Here is a 16,575-nt window from a genome sequence, read left to right as displayed (position 1 = left end):
GTTAGCCTCTAGCGCAATTAATTGTGAGTGAGATACTGAGGTTACAAGACAAAGTGCATGAAAATTATGGAGCACACTATGTTGTCATTAACAAATAACGATATTGCATTAGAAAAAGCTGCGACTAATAAAACTGACGCGATTCGAGCCATCGCAGCTGACTTGACTGACGCTGGATTAGTTGAAGCTGGTTATGTTGAAGGAATGCTGGCTCGCGAAGCTCAAAACTCAACATTTTTAGGTAATGGTATTGCAATTCCACATGGGACAACCGATACCAGAGAGCTTGTTAAGCAAACGGGCGTTAAAGTTCATCATTTCCCTCATGGGGTTGATTGGGGTGATGGTAAAACGGTCTACCTAGCGATCGGTATTGCCGCTAAATCGGATGAGCATTTAGGTATTTTAAAACAACTAACCAAAGTGCTATCGGCTGATGGTGTTGAGCAGCAGCTTAAAGATTGCCAAAGTGCTGATGAAATTATTTCGATTCTTAATGGTGAGCAACAAACTGAAGTTGAGTTTGATCCAAGTTTGATGCAGTTGAATTTCCCTGCGACTGACTTGGTGCAATTAATTGCTGTAGCGGGTGGTTTAATTAAAAATCGACAGTTCGCATCTAATAAAAGTGTTGCCGATGCTATTGCTCATGGGGCGACATATTTAGGTCAAGGTTTATGGCTGGCTCGAACTTCGGTTGATGTATCTCGAACCACTTTGGCTTGGGTGACGGTGCAAAATGAATTTGTAGAAGAGGGTAAACCAGTTAAAGGTCTGCTTTTGGTTGCTGCGTGTAATCAGGCCCACGTTGCGAGTCTTAATTTATTGGCTCATTTGATCAGCAAACAGAAAATTGCAGAGTTATTAGCTTCATCAGAAGATAAGGTACGGGTGCTTTTAACTGAGCCATTAATCGAAGGGGAGTCTCAAGTCTTTACGATCCATAACCCTCACGGTCTACATGCTCGTCCAAGTGCAATGTTAGTGAATGTGGCTAAGCAGTTTAACTCTAATATCCATGTAGTAAATCTGGATGGTGAAGGGAAAGGGGCTAACGCAAAAAGCTTAATGAAAGTGATTACCTTAGGGGTGAAGTGTGGCCATCGTTTGGAATTTACAGCACAAGGTGATGATGCTGATAAAGCGTTGCAGGCGATTGGTAAAGCGATTGAAGATGGCTTAGGTGAGGGTAAATAAATGACAAATCAAATAAAAAAGGTTGTTGCTGTCACACTTAATCCTGCGCTGGATCTAACGGGTAGTTTAGCTTCACTTCAAACCGGTTCAGTAAATCTAATTGATAGCTCGGATTTTCATCCTGCGGGTAAAGGGGTCAATGTCGCTAAGGTACTGTCTGATCTCGGTGCTCAAGTTACGGTTACAGGCTTGCTGGGTGAAGACAATCAAGAAGCGTTTAATCAACTATTTAATGAACTTGGCGTTAATGATCAGTTTGTGCGTGTTCCTGGTGCGACACGGATAAATGTCAAGTTAGTAGAAAATTCTGGACAGGTTACAGATTTAAACTTCCCTGGAATTTACGTTACCGATGCTGATATCGCACGATTTGAACAGACTCTGTTTTTGTTGGCTGAAAGTCATGATGTGTTCGTAATCGCGGGAAGTTTACCAAAGGGTATTTCCCCTGAACTTTGTGCTAGTTGGGTTGAAAAATTAGGTCAATTAGGTAAGCAGGTCTTTTTTGATAGCAGTAAAGCAGCTCTTGCAGCCGGATTAGATGCTCAGCCTTGGTTGGTTAAACCAAATGATGAAGAGTTAGGTGATTTCTTAGGCAAAGAGTTAACGACTCAAAAGCAAATTATTGAAGCTGCAGAGACGCTTGCTCAGAAAAAGATTAGCAATGTCGTGATCTCTCTTGGTGCAGAAGGTGTGTTGTGGTTAAACCAAGAGGGTTGGCTCGCTTCTAAGCCTCCTAAAATGCAGGTAGTCAGTACTGTTGGTGCGGGTGATACCTTAGTAGCTGGTTTATGCTGGGGTCATATTAATGGTTGGAATAAAGAGACTTCTCTTCGATTTGCAACGGCCTTATCAGCATTAGCTGTGAGCCAAGTTGGGGTTGGTGCAGAAGATCATGATGTTATTAAGCAAGTTGAACAACAAGTACAAATTACAACAGTTTGCAAAGGTTGAGGGATGATTATGAAAATAGCGATTGTTACCGCCTGCCAAAGCGGAATTGCCAATAGTATTATTGCTGCAGGTTTACTTGATAAAGCAACGGCGGAATTGGGTTGGGAAGCGGCCATTGAATGTCAGTCATCGGTTGTGGATGGCAAAACATTAACTGTCGATGAGATTAACCAAGCAGACTGTGTTGTTGTTGCCACAAGTAAAACATTAGACTTACAACGTTTTGTTGGTAAAAAAGTTTATGTTGCTGATATTGCAGATTGTTTTGAAAATACGAAGACGTTTTTAGAGCAAGCTGTAGCCAAAGCACAAACTTTAGACAAGGTTACTGCTCCAAGTATTGTGGAACAACCAGCTTCAGGTACAAAACGTATTGTTGCCATTACTGCATGTCCAACGGGAGTGGCTCATACCTTTATGGCTGCTGAAGCGCTAGAAGAGGAAGGTCAGCGTCAAGGTTACGAGATTAAGGTTGAAACTCGTGGTTCGGTTGGTGCGAAAAATCAACTGACAGCAGATGAAATTGCAGCCGCTGATCTTGTGATTATTGCTGCTGATATTGAAGTGGATTTATCTCGTTTTGCTGGTAAAAAACTCTATAAAACCAGCACTGGAGCTGCACTTAAGAAAACAAAAGAAGAGTTTGCTAAGGCTTTTGCAACAGCAACGACATATCAACAAGATGCAGCTAATTCAACAGCTGAAACTAAAGAAGAGAAAACAGGTGCTTATAAACACTTAATGACGGGTGTTTCTCACATGCTTCCTCTTGTTGTTGCTGGTGGTCTTTCTATTGCGCTATCGTTTGTTTTTGGTATTGAAGCCTTTAAGCAAGAAGGTACGTTAGCTGCAGCTCTAATGACTATTGGTGGTGGCTCTGCATTTGCCCTAATGGTGCCAGTGCTTGCGGGCTTTATTGCATTTTCTATTGCTGACCGTCCGGGTTTAGCTCCTGGTTTAATTGGTGGTATGTTGGCGAGTTCAACAGGCGCTGGTTTCCTTGGTGGTATTGTTGCCGGTTTCCTTGCTGGTTACAGTGCAAAATTCCTCGCTAATAATGTTAAGCTGCCTCAATCAATGGAAGCACTTAAGCCGATTTTAATCATTCCATTGGTATCCAGTTTGTTTACTGGCTTGGTGATGATTTATGTTGTTGGTGGTCCAGTTTCTGCTGCAATGACAGGATTAACTGAGTTCCTTAACAACATGGGATCAGCAAACGCAGTTCTACTTGGTATTATTCTTGGCTGTATGATGTGTTTTGACCTCGGTGGTCCGGTAAACAAAGCTGCTTATACTTTTGGTGTTGGTCTACTAGCCTCTCAAACCTATGCGCCAATGGCAGCAGTAATGGCAGCGGGTATGGTACCAGCTATGGGTATGGGTTTATCGACATTCCTTGCAAAACGTAAGTTTAACCAGAACGAGCAAGAAGCGGGTAAAGCCTCATTTGTTCTTGGATTATGCTTTATCTCTGAAGGTGCAATCCCATTTGCGGCTAAAGATCCGATGCGCGTAATTCCTTGTTGTATGGCTGGTGGTGCATTAACTGGTGCGTTATCCATGTTATTTGGTGCAAAATTGATGGCTCCACACGGTGGCTTGTTTGTGCTACTTATCCCGAATGCGATTACACCTGTATTTGGTTATTTGATTGCGATTGCCGCTGGTACAATTTTAACTGGTGTCGCTTATGCTTTCGTTAAGAAAACCGATCAAGAGTTAGTATCAGCTAAAGCATAACAGACTGGTAACTACTCGTATCAACTGAAAACCTCTGGGAGCGATCTCAGGGGTTTTTTGCAAATTGCGTCTATATAAAAATGTTAATAGCTATAGTGTGTTGATATCTAATAATTAATTGTTGGCTGAATATTTGCTTAGTTATGACTGTATACTCAAACTATTCATCTTGAAATTAATTATTCGATGTTATTTGAGTATCATGATACTTAGGAAGGGGATCATATATGCTCAGTCGTTATAGCCTACTTACGTTCATCTTATTTTTTATAATAACGATGCTTGTGCTTTATACACAAAAAATTTTAGCGAATGAGACCTTTGTTATTACCCCTTTAGAGTTACAGACAAAGCTGAGTTCACAACCTAATAGTCTTTTAATTTATGATGTTCGAAGTGTTGAACAATATAATACGGAACATATCCCTCAAGCCATCAGTTTTCCTTTTATGTCAACCTATGAAAAAAAGAATAATGGCTATTATGTTAAAGATAAAAAACATATTGAATTTTTACTGAGAGAACATGGTATAACGAACGATAAAATGATTGTTCTATATGATGATGGTAGCCTATTTCATGCATCTAGACTTTACTGGGTATTAGCGTTATATGGTGTGAAAAATATTAAAATTATAAATGGTGGATTGACATTATGGAAACAGCAATACTCAACCTCTAAAATTAGAACTAATGTATCAAACTCTGAATATATTCCTATTCTCAATTCAAGTATCTATGCTAATCAAATCATTGTAAAAATTGCTTCTCATAACCAAGATATCTATAGTCTATTAGACTCTAGAAGTTACGAAGAATACATTGGAGAAACCTCTGTCACAGACAAACAAGGCCGTATCCCTAATGCGCTCTTTATTAATTTAAAAGATTTTTTTGTTGAGTTACCTAATGGTGTTAATTGGCTAAAAAATATTGAGTATTTAAAAGATAATTTATCTCATATACCAAGAACAAAAAAGATAATAACTTATTGTAATAAAGGTACTGCGTCAGGACTGTCTTTTTTAATACTTAAGTATGCGGGTTATGATGTAGCGCATTATGATGGCTCTTGGATTGATTGGTCTAATCATAATCTACCCATAGAGAAGTAGTAAGATTATGGCTAAATGGAACTTAGGTATAAAAGTTATTATTCATGAGAATAAGCAAAAAGAAAGGGAATTTCGTTCTATAAGACTCTTTTGGAAGATGTTTTTATCATTGTTATTTATATTAACAATTTCCACAATAGCAACAATGTCTACAGCACACTATTTCAATACTGAGAAGATTAAAAAATATACCGACCATTTAATGAATGCTTCCGCTCCTCTTATTGTAGACTCTATTCTTTATTCAAATACTGATTCTTCGATTGAACTGAATAGAATGTTAAGTAATTATCCAGAATATTTGCTTGTCTATTTTTATGATTCTAACAATAAAATCATCCATGCTTACCACAGTATGTCATTAACACCTAAAGACCATGCGGCAATAAGAACTGATATATTAAAAGGGAATTATGCGTTTCATTCGGCAGTTTTGTATGACGGAAAACCGATAATAAAATATTCAGTTTTATATGATATGTCACTGTTTTTTGATGGCGTTTTTTTCCAAGTTTTGCTTCTTATTACCCCATTCTTGCTATGCTTGTTTATGATTATGTTGTATCTCAAGAAAAGAATTATAGAGCCTATAAATTCAATCATTGAGCATCTTCCCCATATGGGCTCAAATGTCATAGATATCAGAGAGTGTAAAGATGCAGAAGAAGAAGTTTATTTACTTGCTAATGAAATAAAAAAAGCAGATTCATGTATTTATCATAATGATAGAAAATTACGAGAAGTAAATAGAGCATTAATCAATAAAACCCATGAGTTGAATAAAGCAATAAAAGTAAAATCTGAATTTATGGCAAATATGAGTCATGAAATCAGAACCCCGATGAATGGAGTGGTTGGTTTTACTCAATGTTTAGAAGAGATGGAACTTGATAATGAGTCAAAAAAATATGTCAAATACATTAAAGATTCAGCATCTGGTTTATTATCCATCATTAACGAAATTCTAGATTTTTCAAGATTAGAAAATGGTAATGTTGAAGTTAGCAATAACAAATTTAACCTATCTGAATTTATTGATGAAATAGGCTCGGTTATCCTAATCCAAGCGAATAATAAAAAATTAACCTTTGCTTGTCGTATTGATAAAGATCTTCATGCAACCTATATTGGCGATGAAGGAAAAATACGACAGATACTATTAAATTTACTCGGCAATGCAATCAAGTTTACCCATGAAGGCAGTATTGAACTCGTTGTTGAAAAGATACAGGATGATAATAGTCAGACAGATTGTTTACGTTTTCGGGTTATTGATACTGGAATTGGCATCAGCAGTGAAAAACAAAGTGCTATTTTTGAAGCTTATCAGCAGGCCGATGGCTCAATATCACGACAATTTGGTGGAACAGGCCTGGGTTTAGCCATTTCTAGCCGTCTATGTTTTTTACTTAATAGTGAGCTAAATGTCATTAGTAATGAAACAGAAGGTTCTGAGTTTTATTTCGATCTTGTACTTGAATCTACCACGAGTTCTTTGATGAAAGCATCAATATCAGAGAGTAATCATTTTGATCTCAGCAGTTACCAACATAAACATATTGTGGTTGCAGAAGACAGTAAGGTGAATCAGAAGCTCATTGAAACATTATTAAAAACAATGAAGGTAACTAATATTCATATCGTAAATGATGGGGTTGAAGTCACCAGTTATATTGAAAAAAATGGGGCTGATTTAGTCTTAATGGATTGCCAAATGCCACGAATGGGAGGAATTGAAGCTACTCAAGCCATAAGGAATATGTCTTCCATTGAACAACCGATAATCATTGCGCTAACTGCCAATGTATTACCTGAAGAAAAAGAAAACTGTTTTCGAGCCGGTATGAATGATTACCTTCCTAAACCCATTGTTAAACAAGCATTATTCATAGCTTTACGAAACGCCCTCGCTTCATCACTATAGTAAAGCTTCTCTCCTGTTATTAGCCTAGTCAGAATCAAATGCTAATCAAAACTATTACAATAATCGTCAGAACTGATTGGCGAATCAGACTAAAATCGGTAGAATCAGATCTAACAAATATCGGCTAGATTTGATAAGTTACGCATAAGCGCGTGATATCGCATTGAATAAAGTAGAGTAAGATGGCAGTTTTAGAAATTTTAACCGAACCAAATCCAAAGTTACGTGTACAGGCAGAAGATGTTGTAGACGTAAAAGCAGAGCACATTCAGACACTTGTTGATGATATGCTTCAAACTATGTACGAAACTGGTAATGGTATTGGTTTAGCTGCACCTCAAGTAGGTCGTAAAGAAGCGATCATTGTGATTGATCTGTCTGAAGAGCGTAATGAACCTCAAGTTTTCATCAACCCAAAAATTGTTCGTGGTGAAAATCCAGTAGTAGGTCAAGAAGGTTGTCTATCTGTACCTGATTACTATGCTGATGTTGAGCGTTTCGAAAAGATCGCGATTACAGCGTTAGATCGTGATGGTAATGAGATCAATATGGAGCGTGATGATTTCTTAGCAATCGCACTTCAGCACGAAATTGATCACTTAAAAGGTATTCTATTTATTGATTATCTATCGCCTCTTAAGCGTCAAATGGCGATGAAGAAAGTGAAGAAATACCTACGCTCTCAGGGTATCAAATAAGATCGTTCTACATAAATAGATTCTAAAAGGCTGCTATTGATGATAGTGGCCTTTTTTATGGCCAGCGAAAATCTCGGATTCGTTCATCTGCAATATAGTAAACGGTATCTTCAGGTCTAATTTCTTGACTGAGTGCCGGATTAACAATAATGCCGTTGGAATTTTCAATCGCTATCAGTATGGCATCGTGTTCAATTTTAAGATGTGAAAATAACTCAGAGACTTGTGTTGGTTTTTTATCGACGGGATATTTTACGGAATATTGAGTCATTCCTTCATGGGTACTTAATAATTCATGATGAAGCTTACTGGATCCAGGATCAATGGCTGATTTTGCCAACATCTCAACATCGACAGAAGGAATACACTCGGCATTAGGGCAGTGTAACTTCAATAGAGGTGTTAGGGAGTCGTCATTAAAATAAACGAGAATATGAGCTTTAGGGTTGTAATTGGCACAGATTAGTGCAGCCGTGAAGGTTATATCATCTTCAGGGTTATCGATAATGATGCAACTGGCTTGTTCAAGACTGGTTCTTCTCATCTCTTCAATATTTGTGTAGTGATTGATACGAACAAATTCAATTTCGCCAGGTAAAGGGTTTTCTATTTCGGAACGAGTACAAAGAACAATTGGACGGTAACCTTTCTCTTCATATTGCAGCATCTTAATTAAATGTAGAGTTCTTTTTTCATTCCAGCCTAAGATTAAAATATGATTCTTCAATTTAACCTCTCGTCTTCCTAATAAGCCACTACGCCAGTAAAGAATTAAACTACTTGTTACTCTTCCAATTGTGAGTGCAAATAATCCTAATCCTCCGGGAATAATAAATAGTGCCACAATCCATTTACCAGCTGGTGTTGTCGGAGATAAATCACCATAGCCAACGGTTGAAGCGGTAACAAATAGATAATAGATAAAATCAGTAATCGAATGAGTTAATGCTATCTCATTTGCAATAAATAGGAGTATCCAACTAGTAAGAATATAGCCGACAAGGGCAAATAGCAGATTACGCCCTGTGAGTTGGGTAAAGTGTTTAACGGCCCAGCGTTGAAATAATATCCAGAGTGACACTATATTTCTCCGTATTTTCAGGCTTATCTTACTTGTGAAGATCTTCTGAAAGTATAGGAGAAAATAGTAAGTTAATGTATCAATAGTCTTTGTTATTGAGAGCCGAGTCGCCAATTGGACTCCTCGACTCTTTTTGAAGATGCGTTATTGCGTTAAATTGCAATATTCTTCTTTACAAGATAGCTCAACACTGTGCCCTAAAATTACAGGGCGGTTATATTTTCCATGCCCAATAAAAGGGAAATAATAAACAGGTTTATTCAGCTGTTGTGCAAAACGTTCTAGCACAGTTTTATACATTAATCGTTCAGGATCGGTTGGATCGGCAGGGTAGTACTGACCAAAAATAACTGCGTTGACATCGAACTGATTTAAAAACAAGATCTGTTGTAATAAACGATCGAGCTGACGGAAAGAGACGCCGACATCTTCGAGTAACAAGACTTTGTTTTTAAAATCGTAGCTGTATTTTGTACCAAATGTGGCAGCAACTAATGTGTGATTACCACCTACTAATGTGCCATTGACTTTTGCGGTTTTGGCAAGGTCATTAAGAGGAAGGACGTAATCATATTCCACACCATTTTTAAGCAACTCGCTAATATTTGGCAGTGGCTCTTGATTAAAACCACCCATCTCTAAATTGGTTGCTGCAGTCACGCCATGAATAGAGGGCCAGCCTAATTCTTGGTTGACAAAATGATGTAAAGCAGTGACATCACTAAAACCGACAAGCACTTTGGGCTTTGCTGATTTTAATTCGTCTTTATGTTGTTCCAGATACGGTAGCAGATTAAGGGCACCACCACCTCCACGCACAAACCATAAAATATCGATGTTGTCATCGGTTAGAGCGCGAATAAGATCTTTGGCGCGTTTCTGGTCTGTATTAACGTAACCAAAATCAGAAATGACTTGATCCAAATATTGCAGCGATACGCTATAACCTTTTTGTTCAAGGTTTTGTTGTATTTGTGGCAGTTGAGAGTCATCAAATTGGGTTGAACTTGAGACCAATGCGACATTATTTACGTTCGATGCAAAAGCGGTAATAGGTACTAACATGGCAAATATCAGTGCTTTTAACACATGTTCCTCTAAAATTTTGTTTGTATGCCCAAATACCATAATGTAATTTAGACATAGCCGTTTCCGTGACTTTTCTGTAACTATAACAGGGTTTTGTTAGCGATCAGTCAGCAGGATAAATTGCACCTAAGCTAGTGAGTGCTTTAGCCCCCGTCACTTCTGGCAGATTGCCCGGTTGATGATGCATGGTACGATAAGCTAACCATGCAAATGCCATGGCCTCCATATTATCAATATCAACGCCTCGATCTGCGGTTGTCATTACATCCCAATCAGGAAGCAACATTGCCAGTCTTTCCATAAGCAAAGGATTATGAGCTCCGCCGCCACACACGAACAGTTCTTTTGTAGTCGTACTGCTTCCGTGTTTGCGTACTTCATCTGCAATAGTAACAGCAGTGTATTCAGCAAGCGTAGCCTGTATATCTTGCGGAGAGAGTGGTTGCGAGTTCATTGCTTCGAGTTTCGATAAATGCATATCTAACCATGGCAAATTAAATAACTCTCGGCCCGTACTTTTAGGAGCAGAGAGTTGCAAATATGGTTCTTGCATTAAACGGGTGAGCAGTGGTTGATTGACAGTACCTGTTTTTGCCCACGTGGCATCTTTGTCGTAACTACGGTCAAGATGACGCTGAATCCATGCGTCCATCAACATATTACCAGGACCTGTATCGTAGCCTGTAACGGCGCAAGTTGGCTCTAAAACAGTGATATTTGCGATACCACCAATATTTAAAATAACTCGAGTGAGATCAGGAACGCTAAACAGTTGTTGATGGAATGCCGGCACAAGGGGAGCACCTTGGCCACCTAAAGCCATATCCTTGCGACGAAAATCTGCAATGGTGGTAATGCCTGTTTTAGCTGCAATAATATTGGCATCACCAATTTGCATGGTAAAAGCGTATTGACTCTGCGGTGAGTGAAACACAGTCTGTCCATGGCTACCAATCGCCGTGATCTCAGATGCTGGAGTTTGAGTGTGATCCAGTAACGCAAGAACGGCATCGGCAAAAAGGTGGCCTAAGCGATGATCCAGTTCTCCGATAATTTGTAGGCTGGTTGGTTGACCTAGACAGATATCTAATAAAGATTGTTTAAGGTTTTTTCCCATCGGAAAGGCGTGATGACCTAGCAATTTGATCTGTTTGTCATCCATTTCAACCAGCACAGCATCAACGCCATCCATGCTGGTGCCAGACATCAATCCAATATATTTTTCCATAGCCGCAGCCCTTAACGTATTTTTATCTATCTATAGTGGCAAATGTTGAGTGACATAATCAATAAAAACTCGTACACGTGCGGGCATATATTTGGTTTGTGCGTATTGCAGGGCGATGACTCCTTGATAGTTACCTCGAATTGTCCATTCTGGTAATACATCGATAACACTGCCTTCAGCTAGTGCTTCTTTAATGACAAAGTCAGGAAAAATACCGATCCCTAGGCCATCTTGTACGCCTTTTAAACGCATCTGAGAATGGTTAACGGCATAACGCCCCGTAACTGCAATGCTGTGTCTCTCGGTACCTTGATGAAACTCCCAAATATGATCGGTGTTGGTCTCTCCCAAATAGATACAATCATGATGTTTAAGCTCCAAAGGATGTTGAGGGAGCCCTTTACGAGCAATGTAATCAGGGCTTGCACACAATACTAGATTGACTTTGCCTACTTGCTTTAACACTTGACCTTCAATAGGCTTCTCAGTTAAGCGAAACACAATATCAATTTCTTCTGCTAGCAAATCAATATCGCCATCTCGGGCTTTAATTTTAAGTTGAATATCTGGGTATAAATTTAGAAATGGCGTAACTAAGGGCTGGAGCATAATACTCATAAACGCCTTGGGCGCAGCAACAGTTACAGTACCCGCTGGAATAGTGTGCTCTGAACTGGAGATCTCAACCGCTTGTTTGGCTGCACTCATCATGGCTGTACATTGTTCGTAGATTCGCTTGCCTGATTCGCTCATCACTAATTTTCGCGTTGTGCGTTCGAGTAATTTTACCGACAAGGCTTTTTCTAACTTTGAAACCTGCTTACTCAGTGCCGATGGGGTAACTCCTAACTTTTTTGCCGCCGCGGTATAACTGCCTTCATCGACAACGATAATAAAAACCGCTAAATCGGGCATAAGAGCAATGAGTTTATTCGTTTCCACAGATTTGTGCCTCAGGTTCAATAATCATTTTCCATACTAGGGGATAATAGTTGTAATAGCTTTGAATTAGAATCCGAGAAAAGGGATTCAGCATGATTTATTGCTGTTTAAATGACTATTTTTTGCTGTAAAAACAATAAAGTGTGAGCTGTGTAACATTTTATTCGGTAAACAGGCTCAGCATTAAATATCGTCACTAAATTATTACAAAAGAAAGCGATGGGGAACGTCATGTCTTCAGCATTTTACCAACAGATCCAACAACAAATCGCCGATGTAAAAATGGAAGGTTTGTATAAGTCAGAGCGTATTATTACATCAGCACAAAAAGCGGCAGTATCTATCAACACTGGCGAAGAAGTACTGAACTTTTGTGCTAACAACTATTTAGGTTTGGCTAACCATCCAGAATTAATCAATGCTGCAAAACAGGGCATGGATGAACACGGTTTTGGTATGGCTTCTGTGCGTTTTATTTGTGGTACGCAAGATGCGCACAAAGAACTTGAGCAAAAACTTTCTGCTTTTTTAGGTATGGAAGATACGATTCTTTATAGCTCATGTTTTGATGCAAACGCGGGTCTGTTTGAGACCATTTTAGGTGCTGAAGATGCAATTATTTCTGATGCCTTAAACCACGCATCTATTATTGATGGTGTACGCTTATGTAAAGCGATGCGCTTCCGCTACTCAAACAATAATATGCAAGAGTTAGAAGAGCAGTTAATCGCAGCCGATAACGCTGGCGCGCGTCATAAACTGATTGTAACTGATGGCGTATTCTCAATGGATGGTGTGGTTGCTAATCTTCCAGCTATCTGCGATTTAGCGGATAAATACAATGCTCTTGTGATGGTGGATGATTCTCACGCAGTTGGCTTTATGGGTGAAAACGGTCGCGGTACTCATGAATACCACAACGTAATGGATCGCATTGATATCATTACGGGTACTTTAGGTAAAGCAATGGGTGGCGCATCAGGCGGTTATACAGCAGGTAAGAAAGAGGTGATTGACTGGTTACGTCAGCGCTCTCGTCCATATCTGTTCTCTAACTCAGTGGCTCCTGCCATTGTTGCTGCTTCTAATCGTGTAATTGATTTACTTGCTGAAAGTGGCGATCTTCGTAGCCATTTATGGGATAACGCAGAGCACTTCCGTCGTCGTATGACTGAAGCGGGCTTTACTATGGCAGGTGCAGATCATGCCATCATTCCAATCATGTTAGGTGATGCGAAAGTCGCTGCAGAATTTGCAGAGCGTGCACTAGCAAAAGGCATATATGTTGTAGGGTTCTCTTTCCCTGTTGTGCCAAAAGGCCAAGCACGTATTCGTACACAAATGTCGGCAGCACATAGCCGTGAGCAATTAGACCAAGCGATTGATGCATTTATTGCTGTTGGTAAAGATATGGGAATCATCTAATTATGAAAATTAAAGCGCTTTCTAAGCTAAAACCAGAACAAGGTATTTGGATGACAGAAGTTGATAAACCAGAAATGGGGCACAACGACTTATTAATCCGTATCAAGAAAACAGCAATTTGTGGTACTGACGTACATATCTACAACTGGGATGAGTGGTCACAAAAAACCATTCCTGTACCTATGGTTGTGGGTCATGAATACGTGGGTGAAGTTGTCGATATGGGCCAAGAGGTTCGCGGCTTTAAAGTTGGCGACCGTGTCTCTGGCGAAGGTCATATCACTTGTGGTCACTGCCGTAATTGTCGTGGTGGTCGTACTCACCTATGCCGCAATACGATTGGTGTAGGTGTAAACCGCGAAGGGGCATTTGCTGAATACCTTGTGATTCCAGCGTTCAATGCGTTTAAGATCCCTGAAGGTATTTCAGATGATCTTGCTTCTATTTTTGACCCATTTGGTAACGCAGTTCATACCGCTCTATCCTTTGATCTTGTGGGTGAAGATGTATTGATCACAGGTGCAGGCCCTATTGGCATTATGGCAGCAGCAGTTGCAAAACACGTTGGTGCCCGTCATGTTGTGATCACTGATGTGAACGAATACCGTCTGGATCTTGCTCGTAAAATGGGTGTTACTCGTGCTGTAAACGTAGCTAACGAGAACTTAAAAGATGTAATGTCAGAACTGGGTATGACTGAAGGTTTTGATGTCGGTCTTGAAATGTCAGGTAATCCATCGGCATTTAATAGTATGCTGCAAAGTATGAACCATGGCGGTAAGATTGCATTATTGGGTATTCCACCATCAGACATGGGAATTGACTGGAACCAAGTGATCTTTAAAGGCCTTGTAATTAAAGGTATTTACGGCCGTGAAATGTTCGAAACTTGGTACAAGATGGCATCATTGATTCAATCTGGCCTAGATTTAACACCAATTATTACTCACCACTACAAGATTGATGACTTTGAGCAAGGCTTTGATGCAATGCGCTCTGGTTTATCAGGCAAAGTTATTCTTGATTGGGAATAATCGAATAATTATTTCAGTCAAATAATTAGAAAATAAGCTGCATGCGCAATGTGTGCAGCTTACATTGAACATCAAATACGCGTTACCTTTTTTGCATCAGAATAACTTTACGCAATAACCTTTCAGCACCTTCAGCTTTTAATTTGTTTATACCTCTAGCATTAAAGCCTTTATACTAAGGGGATACACGTAAATCTCCGGTAGGAATACTAATGCAAGAACAACAACAGAATGCTCAACCTGCTAAGAAAGAAAAAGAATTAACCCTAGAGCAACGACTATTACAGAACAATCCACTTCATGGTTTAAGCCTAGAGAAAATGCTAACTGAGCTTGTTGAACACTATGGTTGGGAGATCTTAGACACTGCGATGCGCTTTAACTGCTTCAATACCAAACCATCAATTGCTAGCAGTGTGAAATACTTGAAAAAAACACAGTGGGCGAGAGAGAAATTAGAGGCATTCTACCTTTCTCGTTTCAAACGTATGCCGCGTCCAACGGCTGAAGAGCGTGAAATTCCGCCTCGAATGCGTACATTTGCTGATGGCATTGTACCTCGTGAACCAATGGAATTAACCGTTGATTCTATTCTAGCTTCTCAAGCAAAAGCGGCATCAGCATACAAAGAGCGTACATCTCGAGGTCGCAGCAATAGCCGTGTTGGTAATCAACGTAGCGGTAGCCGCCCACCTCGTCGATAATTGACCTATAAAAATATTGAGTTTGTTTGAATACAGAAAACGCCTTATTACTTTGATAATAAAATCAGTAATAAGGCGTTTTTGTATCTATTAGTAACGTTTATACCCAAGGAACCTCAAGATGCGAGGTTCAGTGAGATACAGGTAAGTCAACGCAACGCTCTGAATCCTACATATTGAAGTCACTTGGATATATATTGTATTAAATCGAATGTATATCATACAGTTGGGAAGTTGTGGTGCTTGCAATTAAAGCAAATTGCTTACTAATTGATATGAAAGTTGTTTTTTATGCCTTTATGTGCATAAATAACTTGATATTAACTTCCAAATGTATAACCATTAAGTATTAATTCTTAATAAGAATACTTGTGGGTTTAAGAGATTATTCTGCATGTTTTAATATGCTCATCTTGCAGTAATCACACATTAATAATACATTGTTTTATTTGTTGGTTTGTTTTTTTGATTAAAATAACACTAATAATTGCATTTATATAATGAGTTTCTTATTAACACTTCTTGTTAAATAATTGTTGTTTTAATTAAGTTGCTTGATTGAAAAGTATAAGTATGTATCAATTGGTTTACGTTTGGTAATAAATAATATGGAACAGTTTTTTCTACAAAAATTGATTCAGTCAAATTCACTATTGACTGATGTTATAATGATTTTATTTCAGCTTGTTATTGAAATGAAATCAACAGGGAAATATATTTACCTTTGTATTCCTGTTGCAGTATTAATATCTACTTTTGTAGTCTGGTTAATTAGAATTATTGTAAAAAATATAAATAATGAATATGAGTTTGGTATCGGATTTACGATTGGATCATTGTGTTCATTTTTTACAACGTTTATTACGGTTATTTTATTATTTTCACTTCAGTTTACTGACCCCGTAGTAAAAATAGTTGTAAAAGGTTGGGAAGTTGCCTTAATGAATAATTCTGATTGGCGTGATAAGACGTTTCGTGACGCTTATGAAAATGTGGCAGGATTAAAAAATAACGAAGGACACCAACTAGAAAACTTTAGTAGATATCCTCACCCAGATCAAGGTGGTAATACTATTCCTACAAATTCTGAGAAAGCTCAATTAGTTGCGACAAATACTTATCTTGTTGCTGCTGAAAATAACTTTAACAAAACAATGCCATTTTTAAGCTGGATTCTTACTGCGAAGTCTGGCACGGCCGAAGCCGATATTTTATATGATATGAAAAAACATTTCGCAACAAGGCAGTCAAGTTATCTTGTAGAAGACGTATATAAAATTGCTGGCGATAGGATTTCAAAAGAACTATTAGAGCAGTCAGGAAGAATAAAAATTATTGGTTCAATTATTTTCTTCTCTATTTGGTTGTTAGTTCAACTCATAATTGTTGGTTTTATTTCGTGGATAGCTTTACGAAATATTAAAGAAAATTTTTAGTACAA

The 16,575-nt window shown here is 38.6% G+C and carries 14 protein-coding genes; 10 read left to right on the top strand and 4 right to left on the bottom strand.

The genetic code is table 11. The features are described from left to right. The first annotated feature begins 78 nt into the window (after positions 1-78). The 6 genes from fruB (at position 79) to def (ending at position 7,631) form a co-directional block, all read left to right on the top strand. On the top strand, positions 79-1,197 hold the full coding sequence (gene fruB / locus WAX86_RS08405) for a fused PTS fructose transporter subunit IIA/HPr protein (protein ID WP_068968110.1): 1,119 nt from the start codon (positions 79-81) through the stop codon (positions 1,195-1,197). Further along, positions 1,198-2,151, top strand: a complete 954-nt coding sequence (gene pfkB, locus WAX86_RS08400) for a 1-phosphofructokinase (RefSeq protein ID WP_065170436.1) — start codon at positions 1,198-1,200, stop codon at positions 2,149-2,151. 9 nt (positions 2,152-2,160) lie between these two features. Beyond that, the gene (gene fruA, locus WAX86_RS08395) at positions 2,161-3,894 is read left to right on the top strand and encodes a PTS fructose transporter subunit IIBC (RefSeq protein WP_065170539.1); all 1,734 of its coding nucleotides are present in this window, start codon (positions 2,161-2,163) and stop codon (positions 3,892-3,894) included. Positions 3,895-4,121: 227 nt separating this feature from the next. Beyond that, positions 4,122-5,009: a rhodanese-like domain-containing protein gene (locus WAX86_RS08390; RefSeq protein ID WP_341488625.1), complete on the top strand. Its 888-nt coding sequence runs from the start codon at positions 4,122-4,124 to the stop codon at positions 5,007-5,009. Positions 5,010-5,016: 7 nt separating this feature from the next. Further along, positions 5,017-6,933, top strand: coding sequence for an ATP-binding protein (locus WAX86_RS08385; RefSeq protein ID WP_341488624.1), 1,917 nt, complete (start codon positions 5,017-5,019; stop codon positions 6,931-6,933). A 182-nt stretch (positions 6,934-7,115) separates the two neighbouring features. Next, positions 7,116-7,631, top strand: coding sequence for a peptide deformylase (gene def / locus WAX86_RS08380; RefSeq protein ID WP_005298985.1), 516 nt, complete (start codon positions 7,116-7,118; stop codon positions 7,629-7,631). A 55-nt stretch (positions 7,632-7,686) separates the two neighbouring features. On the opposite strand, the gene WAX86_RS08375 is transcribed toward def, so the two are convergent. The 4 genes from WAX86_RS08375 to WAX86_RS08360 all read right to left on the bottom strand — a co-directional run bounded on the left by WAX86_RS08375 (position 7,687) and on the right by WAX86_RS08360 (position 11,944). Continuing rightward, positions 7,687-8,712, bottom strand: a complete 1,026-nt coding sequence (locus tag WAX86_RS08375) for an ion channel (RefSeq protein ID WP_341488623.1) — start codon at positions 8,710-8,712, stop codon at positions 7,687-7,689. 144 nt (positions 8,713-8,856) lie between these two features. Further along, positions 8,857-9,801, bottom strand: a complete 945-nt coding sequence (locus WAX86_RS08370; RefSeq protein ID WP_237031574.1) for an LD-carboxypeptidase — start codon at positions 9,799-9,801, stop codon at positions 8,857-8,859. Between the two features lie 103 nt (positions 9,802-9,904). Then, positions 9,905-11,029: an anhydro-N-acetylmuramic acid kinase gene (locus WAX86_RS08365; RefSeq protein ID WP_341488622.1), complete on the bottom strand. Its 1,125-nt coding sequence runs from the start codon at positions 11,027-11,029 to the stop codon at positions 9,905-9,907. Positions 11,030-11,059: 30 nt separating this feature from the next. Continuing rightward, positions 11,060-11,944, bottom strand: coding sequence for a LysR family transcriptional regulator (locus tag WAX86_RS08360; protein ID WP_085999136.1), 885 nt, complete (start codon positions 11,942-11,944; stop codon positions 11,060-11,062). Positions 11,945-12,202: 258 nt separating this feature from the next. Here WAX86_RS08360 and WAX86_RS08355 point away from each other — a divergent pair, with 258 nt between their 5' ends. The 4 genes from WAX86_RS08355 (at position 12,203) to WAX86_RS08340 (ending at position 16,570) form a co-directional block, all read left to right on the top strand. Next, the gene (locus WAX86_RS08355) at positions 12,203-13,396 is read left to right on the top strand and encodes a glycine C-acetyltransferase (RefSeq protein WP_341488621.1); all 1,194 of its coding nucleotides are present in this window, start codon (positions 12,203-12,205) and stop codon (positions 13,394-13,396) included. A gap of 2 nt (positions 13,397-13,398) precedes the next feature. Continuing rightward, a complete protein-coding gene (gene tdh / locus WAX86_RS08350; RefSeq protein WP_044175492.1) occupies positions 13,399-14,430 on the top strand; it encodes an L-threonine 3-dehydrogenase in 1,032 nt (343 codons plus the stop codon). A gap of 212 nt (positions 14,431-14,642) precedes the next feature. Further along, positions 14,643-15,134: a VF530 family DNA-binding protein gene (locus WAX86_RS08345; RefSeq protein WP_341488620.1), complete on the top strand. Its 492-nt coding sequence runs from the start codon at positions 14,643-14,645 to the stop codon at positions 15,132-15,134. 608 nt (positions 15,135-15,742) lie between these two features. Then, entirely contained in the window at positions 15,743-16,570 is an 828-nt protein-coding gene (locus tag WAX86_RS08340) for a hypothetical protein (protein WP_341488619.1), read from the top strand. Positions 16,571-16,575: the final 5 nt, after the last annotated feature.

Source organism: Photobacterium damselae subsp. damselae, from assembly GCF_038086725.1.
Taxonomy (GTDB): Bacteria; Pseudomonadota; Gammaproteobacteria; order Enterobacterales; family Vibrionaceae; genus Photobacterium; species Photobacterium damselae.
Note: the sequence above shows the minus strand (reverse complement) of the source record. Positions and strands in the feature narration are given on the sequence as shown.